At 46.3% G+C, this 7,788-nt stretch carries 2 protein-coding genes; both read left to right on the top strand.

The features are described 5' to 3' along the window. A partial coding sequence (locus tag PVV64_RS09350; protein ID WP_273760749.1) for a DUF637 domain-containing protein occupies positions 1–7,346 on the top strand: 7,346 nt, incomplete at its 5' end. Positions 7,347–7,410: 64 nt separating this feature from the next. Next, a partial coding sequence (locus PVV64_RS09345) for an SMI1/KNR4 family protein (protein WP_273760748.1) occupies positions 7,411–7,788 on the top strand: 378 nt, incomplete at its 3' end.

Raw genomic sequence — 7,788 nt, 5'->3', positions numbered from 1 at the left:
CAGAGGGGGTTGGCTCACTTTTCCGTCCCACTGTGGGGAAAGCCGGCAATGATGTGCCGCTGATTGATATTGTTCGCCCCAATGGACAGGGTCTTTCTCACAATAAATATGACAGTTTTAATGTTGATAGCCATGGCGTGATTTTGAACAATTCGACCAAGGAGGTTTCGCGTTCACAGCTTGGGGGATTGGTGCCAGGCAACGGCAATTTGCGTTATGGTGGTGCAGCAAAGGTTATTCTCAATGAAGTGGTGAGTGCCAATCGCTCGCGTCTTGAAGGCATGAGCGAAGTACACGGGCAAATGGCGGATGTTATTATCGCCAACCCCAATGGGATTACCTGTAACGGTTGTGGCTTTATGAATACACCACGGGTGACTTTATCGACCGGACAACCGATTATTGGAGCGGATGGCGCTTTGAGTGGGTTGCGTGTTGAGGGTGGAGATATCACCATAGGTTCTCGTGGGGCTGATGGGAGTGCATTAGATATTTTTGATCTTGTTTCGCGCAAGATCAGTATCGGGGGTCCCATACAGGTCAAAGGGGATTTGGCTGTTATCGCTGGTCACAATCATTTTGATTATCACAAGCGGGAAGCAACTTCTCTTGGTTCTGATGGCAAAGAGCCAGAATTGGCGATTGATTCCAGTGAGTTTGGTGGAATGTATGCGGGGCAGATCCGTGTGATTGCCAATGATAAAGGCGCCGGCGTTAAGATGCGAGGAGACATGGTTGCCAATGCAGGCGCCATGAGATTGACAAGTGATGGCAAGCTGGTGATTGCCAAAGCACGTGCCAAAGGAGTGATGAAGGCTCACTCCCACCACGATAGTGTGCATGTGAAAGATCTGCTTTTTTCAGAAGAAGCAATTGAACTGAAGGCTTTGAAGCATGTTGAACTGACTGAGCAAGCTCGCGTTGCGGCAAGCGGTGCTGTTGATGTGCACGCCGATGTGATCAAGCTCCAGTCTCATGCTCTTCTAGCAAGCGGTATTGGGAGTGATGGTCAACAGTCAGCGAAGGGTTCTTTGCATTTACAGGCAGGAAAGCTTGATGCGGGGAATGGGCGGATAGCCGCCGGTGATCTTTTAGAGATCCAAGCAGCAACAATTGATCTAAGCCGCATGCAAGACAATGATCAAACAGGGGTTTCTTCCCTTGGCGATCTGACCATTGAAACCAATCAAATCAGCGCTTTAAACAACCATATTGGTGCCAAGGGGAATATTGTACTGAAAGCTGAAGATGCGCTCACTATAGGCGCTGGACATTATAGCGCCGGCGGCTCTCTTTTGGTGGAAGCAGCAGAGCTTACATCACGCGCGCGCTTAGTGGCAGAGCAAAAAATTGACCTTTATGCGCATCACGGTGCCCTGATCCAAGAAGGCACTGTCTGGTCCAATGGGGAGATAACGCTGGATGCCCATGGTGCCCTCAATCACACGGGTGATATTGTCAGTATGCAGCAGGTTGCATTGACAGCGGGTGGTATGCTCACAACCGGTCAAGAGAGTACGATTTTAAGTTATGATGTGGTTTTAAGTGCTGATGCTTTAACCCAAGCAGGGACTGTGGAAGCCCAAGAGGGAGCATTAACCCTTCAAGTGCGTGATGGGATCGCAAATAGCGGCACAATGCGCGGTGAGAGCGTTAATGCTCATGTTGGTGGATTTACCAATCAAGGGACGTTTATTGCAACCGATGATTTGCATTTGATGGTAAGTGCACAAGAAGGCGTCGATCCGCAACAAGCCTTTCTGAAGAATACATCCGAAGGGGTCCTCCAAAGTGGAGGTGCTTTTGTTTTGTCTGCAGGGCAATTAGACAATGCCGGTGTGCTTGGCTCTAGTGGTGATGGGGTTGCTCTCAATGTGAGCGGTGATTTGAGCAATAGCGGGCTGATCTACGCCCAAAAATCCATGGAGGTATCCAGTGATGGTGATTTAACCAACACACAGGGCAGAATAATTGCTGAAGAGGCTCTCACCATTCATGGGCTGAAAGAGACACGTGCTGGTTATGTAAACAATGAAGCAGGTCTTCTCAGTGCTTTTGCTGGTGAGATGAGCATTGCAGCCACGTCTTTTGTCAATAAAGGCGCTGCAACAACAAATTCAGTCCAACAAAACGCGACACATGATGAGGGTGGGCATGTTTTAGCGCGGGATGGTTTGCACATTGATGTGGGCAATTTTGAGAATGTTGATGGTCTCATCTCTACGCAAGGGGCAGTCAATATTGTTGCTGATAGTGTGATTCAAGCAGGGCACATAGAGATTGAGCGTGGTGACCTTCAACTCACAAGCCATGGTGATTTAAGCAATAGCGGCACGATAGAAAGCAATGATACCATTGCTTTGCATGCGCAAACAAATCTCAATCAAACAGGGCGCATTGTTTCTAAAAAGCGGATAGAGCTTTCCAGTGATGGCATATTGACAATGGGTGAGACAAGTGAGGTTGGCGCCTATGATGTAACGTTGAAGGCAGGCACACTCACCCAGGATGGGCTTGTGGAAGCGCAAGGCGGAGTACTTACTCTCAACAGCCATGATGTTTTAAGCAATCAAGGCATCATGGTGGGGGGTGTTGTTGATGCACAGCTTGGTTTTTTGACAAATTCAGGTCAATTTTTATCTCAAGGGGCTTTTACACTTGTCGCAGCAAATCATGATCCACTATTGGGGCAAACGGTTCTTGTTTTAAATGCTGAAGGTGGGGTTCTCAAAAGTGGTGGCGCTTTTGTTTTGACGACAGATGCGTTGAACAATGCTGGTATCCTTGGTTCTGGTGGTGATGCGGTTGCGCTCGATGTGAGCGGGGATATGAGCAATAGCGGGCTGATTTATGCCAAGAAATCCGCAACGCTCTCCTTAGACGGGGATTTTATCAATCAGTTTGGCGATGTCATTGCTGAAGACAATCTCATCATCCGTGGCTTAAAGAGAGAGCGGGCTGGTCATGTGATCAACAGTTCGGGTCTTTTAGAAGCTGTTTCAGGCGATATGCGTTTTGATGTCTCAGCACTCACCAACATACGTGAAGGTGGGGTTGAGGTGAGCGATAAAGTGGTCTCTCACCGGTTCGTTGAGGGAAGATGGGAAAAAATTCCAGGTGGTGATAAACACACAAGGATCAAGAAAAATATTGATACTACGATTATTCGTCAGCAGGCACATTTTAAGCATAATGCTGCACAGATTTTGGCAGGACGTCATCTGACAGTGAATGCTGGCGATATCCGCAATAGCTATAGCTTAATTGCTGCTAATGGCAACATTGTAATGCGGGGCGATACGCTGCTTAATGAGGGGCGTGATTTAATCGAAACAACCAAGATTGTAACTAAAACACGCTATAGACATAAAGACTGTAATCTTTTGTCCAATCCAGGGTGTGTGGCACACGGTGCAGACGAATGGGATGGACCTACTTTTGTTGAAACACCCACGCGCACCTATGATGCAGTTTATGGCACGATTGAAGCGGGGGGAACGCTTGATGCCAAGCTGACGGGCTATATTGACAATCATGCGGTGCGTGAAGGGGTGGAGCAAGTTGGCTTAAGCTCTGGTGATAAAGGTTTGGCTGGTGTTAAAAACACCGATTTTGACGGTTCCAAACCACTGATTAGTGATGATCGATTGGACGGTATTATCAATGGTTTGAAAGGGCACAAAGGGCTTTTTGCACCGAGCACAAAAACACCCGCACCAGAATCCATACAGGTGCCAACGCAAGATGGGCTTAGCTCTGTCAAGACAGAGCTGGCTGGCAGCCAATCACCGGATGTGCCGTTTTTAGTTGAGACGCGACAGGACTTTATCAACCCAAGTAAATTTTTAGGATCGGACTATTACTTAAAAAAGATTGGCAATTATAAGCCTGAGAACGTGTTTAAAAGATTAGGCGATGCTTATTTTGAATATCGTCTGGTGGGTGAGCAAATCTTTGAGCTGACAGGCAATCGCACTCTTCTTGATGTTGAAGATCCCAATGCTCAAATGCAAAGGCTTTATGACAATGCTGTGGAGCAGCAAGGTCCTTTGGGGTTAGTGCTAGGCAAGCCCTTAACGCCTCAGCAGATTGCTGGGATCAAAAAGGATATGATCTGGCTTGAGACCCACCTTGTCGACGGACAAGAGGTCTTAGTGCCCCACGTTTATTTGGCGCCAACCTCCTCTTCAGAACAAGGGATAAAAAACGCACAAGGATTGCAAGGAAACCTTGCCAGTGCACGTTTGAAAGGGAATGGGGTCACCTTGAATGCGGACCGTCTTACCAATAGCGGTGCTGTGGTAAGTGATGATGCACTGCACGTTTCGACCACGCAAACTTTGTTTAATGATGGTGGTTTTTTAGATGCCAGAGGTGCTGTAGAACTCACCAGTAACGGTCTTTTAGCCAATTCTTCCGGTGTTATTCATGGTGATACGGTTACCATGACGGGTGATACGATTGTCAATAGCACCGCTAAAATCCGTGACACGAATGCATATGGTTTTGTTGATCGAGCTGGGCAGAAGGGACAAATTCTCTCTGATCATGAATTAAACATTCAATCCCTTGGTGATCTTGGCTCAGAGGGGGGGGAATTCACCAGCGGCGGTCCGATGACGGTGATTGTCGGTGGTTCTGCTACGTTTGGTTCATTAGTGCTAGAGAGTGACCATAAGGAAACATTGGAAAAAGGGCATTATAACGCCCAAAGCAGTGAGCATCGTTTGACAGAAGTCAACAGTGATGGAGATTTGACCATTGTCACAGGTGGTGAACTTAACCTTGAGGGAAAGTTTAAAGCCAAGGGCAATGGTGATTTCACCAGTGGTGGCGCTCTCAACGCGATTTCAGAGCAAGACTTTAACAGTTTTGATTTGGATGTTAGGGGTAAAGAAGGCGACAAATCGAAGCAAAAGAATAAGTTTCGTGAACAATCAACGGAAGTTACTACAAACAAAACCACGATAGAAACAGAGGGCAACCTCTCCATGCATGCGCAAAATGGGGATCTCACGCTTGGTGCGGCAGGGCTATCAAGTGGTGGTCAGACGCATTTGGCATCAGATAAGGGGAAGATCAAGTTTCTAACCAACAAGGATCAAGATTTTAAGGATGTTTATCAGCGCAATGAAAACCTTGTGTGGTGGAGTGAGAGCGACAAAGGCTATTTGCAGGAAACTATCAAGCATGTCACCATAGATGCTAAGGGGGGCATGAAGCTTGATGCGGGCGATGGCTTTGTTGTTGAGTATGAGGCAACGGGTGATTTAGATAAATCCCTTGAGCAATTGTCTCGTTCCCCAGGCATGGCATGGATTAAGCAACTGCGTGATGATCCAGCATTATCCAAGCAAGTTGATTGGCAAGCCGTTAAGGCTGAATTTAAAGACTGGGATTATAAAGCCCAAGGGCTGACAGAAGCCGGTGCAGCTATCGTGGCCTTAGCTGTCACGGCGGTTACGGGCGGAGCAGCCTCTGGCGCTGCCAGTGCCATTACTGGTGCTTTGGGGCTTGGCTCGAGCACCGCCATGAATGCAGCGATACAGGCAGGCATACAGGCGCTGATCAACAAAAGTGCTGTGGCTCTTGTCAATAATCGCGGCAATATTGCCGGCGCACTTCATGAGCTTGGCTCTTCAAAGAATGTTCTTGGCATTGTCTCCTCAATGTTAACGGCGGGCTTAACCAGCCAACTAACGGAAATGGCAGGTGTTGGACAATCTTTGCCAAAAACCGCTCCTTTTGTCGATCGTATCGCCCGTGAAGCAGAAAAGAACCTGATCAAAGCCGCCATTGGCACAGGCGTGCAAACGGCTCTTGAAGGCGGTTCTTTAGATAAGAACTTTTTTAACAATCTTCGCATCGCTCTGTCTGATACGGTTGGCAAATCGTTGGCAGAAGAAATCGGTACCGCTAAGGCTGAAGGCAAAATAGATACGGTGACACAGATCGTTGCCCATGCTGGTCTTGGCTGCTTAAAAGGGGCTGTTGCGAGCGGTGCTTGCTCTGCTGGTGCGATTGGTGGTGCAGTGGGTGAAGCAACTGCTATGCTCCAGTTTCAATTGTGGGTGCAAGGCATTGTGAAAGAGGAATTGGGAAATCTTAATGGTCGCACCCCTACTGCGGAAGAGGAAGCGCGTATAAACGCAAAGATTGATGCGCAGTTTGCTGACTTTAGAGACCATGCCATTGATGTCGCACGGGCTGCGGGGGGCGTTGCCGCTGCCCTTGCCGGTGGCGATGTTGATGCCGGCGCCGATGCCGCAGGTAATGCCGCTGCAAATAACTACCTCAGCAGTGCTCAACAAGCCCAGATGAATAAAGAATTAAAGGAGTGTCCTGACCTTTTATGTGAAGCAGAAGTGTCTGCGAAGTGGTCTGCGATTAGTACAGGGCAAGGTATAAGCTTTGGGGCTGGTATAGTAGCTGGTGTACCGGCCGAAATATACGATACGCTTGATGGTTTTTTGCAACTAGCCAAACATCCCGAAGAGACTTTGAAAGCGCTCAAAGATTTTTTCAGCAGTGGTGAGATTTTGGCGACAATTGGTCGGACCCTTGGACAGTCCTATGTAGATCGCATTAATAAAATGGAGGAGGAATATGAGCGAGCCGGTGCCGGTGGATCCTTTAAAGCTGGACTTGAATTTGGAAAATTATTGACTGAAACAGCATCTCTAATGACAGGAGTTGCTGGAGCAGCCAAAGGAGCCATAAAGCTTAGCGAAAAGGCTGTGATCAAGTTCATTGCTAGGAAAGATTTTGCCCAATTTGCTTCCAAGAAAAATCTTTCCAAACTTGCAGCTCAGGGAGATCTTGAAAAATTTGCAGCGAAAAAAGAACTAACCAAAGAAGCTGCTAAAGAAAAAAAACATTGGTTAAAAAAGAAACCTATTAAATTTACCGATAGCAAATTTGGTCAGACCAACAAAGTCTATTGGAGAGAAGATTTGTTTGATCCTAACAAAAGGGTTAAATGGACTGAAAACAAAAAAGAAGTGTGGGGCACCAATGTTGAGAGAATGGAAACAGGAAGAGCACCTATAGGACATGATGGTGAGTCTGTAGAGTTGCACCATCTCTCGCAAACACATGAGGGGGCCATAGCAGAAACTAGTAAGGAATTTCATCAAAAATATACTTCCGTGATTCATAATAATCCAAAAACACATCAATCGCTTATAGAGAGAAAAAAGTTTGATAAGTGGAGAGAAGAATATTGGAAGGAACGTGCTAAAGGGTATAGAGAACAAAAAAATAGTCATTTAGGAGGAATAATCGATATGAGATGGGGTATTATAGGTCTAGATTTTAACAGATGGGGACAGGAGCATCAGCAATAATGCCCTACGGTTGATGAAAAGAGAAAAAAAAGAGACTTATAAAATAATTAATGGAGAATAATTGATGAAGACCTATACCTTAGATGATGTTGTAGTATTAGTTGATAAATATAATGATATTATCAATTTTCGGACTGAAGAAAATGCGGCTGATGATCTACGGATTGAAAAGGAGGAGAAGGCTCTCGGTTTACAATTTACATCGTCTTATAAGAGCTTTTTAAAAAAATATGTAGGAGGAGAAATTGGTGGTGAAGAAATCTTTAGCCTTTATAAGGAGTGTGGAGCAGATATCCCTGGTGGTGATATTGTTTACCGAAACTTAAATGCTAGAAAACGTGGTTTTGAAACATCAGAACAGCTTGTCGTTAGCAGAACAGATTTTGGTGAAACTTTTTATTTTGATTATACACAGTTTCGGGATGGTGAGTGTCCACTCTAT

Origin of the sequence: Bartonella sp. ML70XJBT.G (assembly GCF_028618575.1) — a bacterium.
GTDB lineage: Bacteria > Pseudomonadota > Alphaproteobacteria > Rhizobiales > Rhizobiaceae > Bartonella.
Note: the sequence above shows the minus strand (reverse complement) of the source record. Positions and strands in the feature narration are given on the sequence as shown.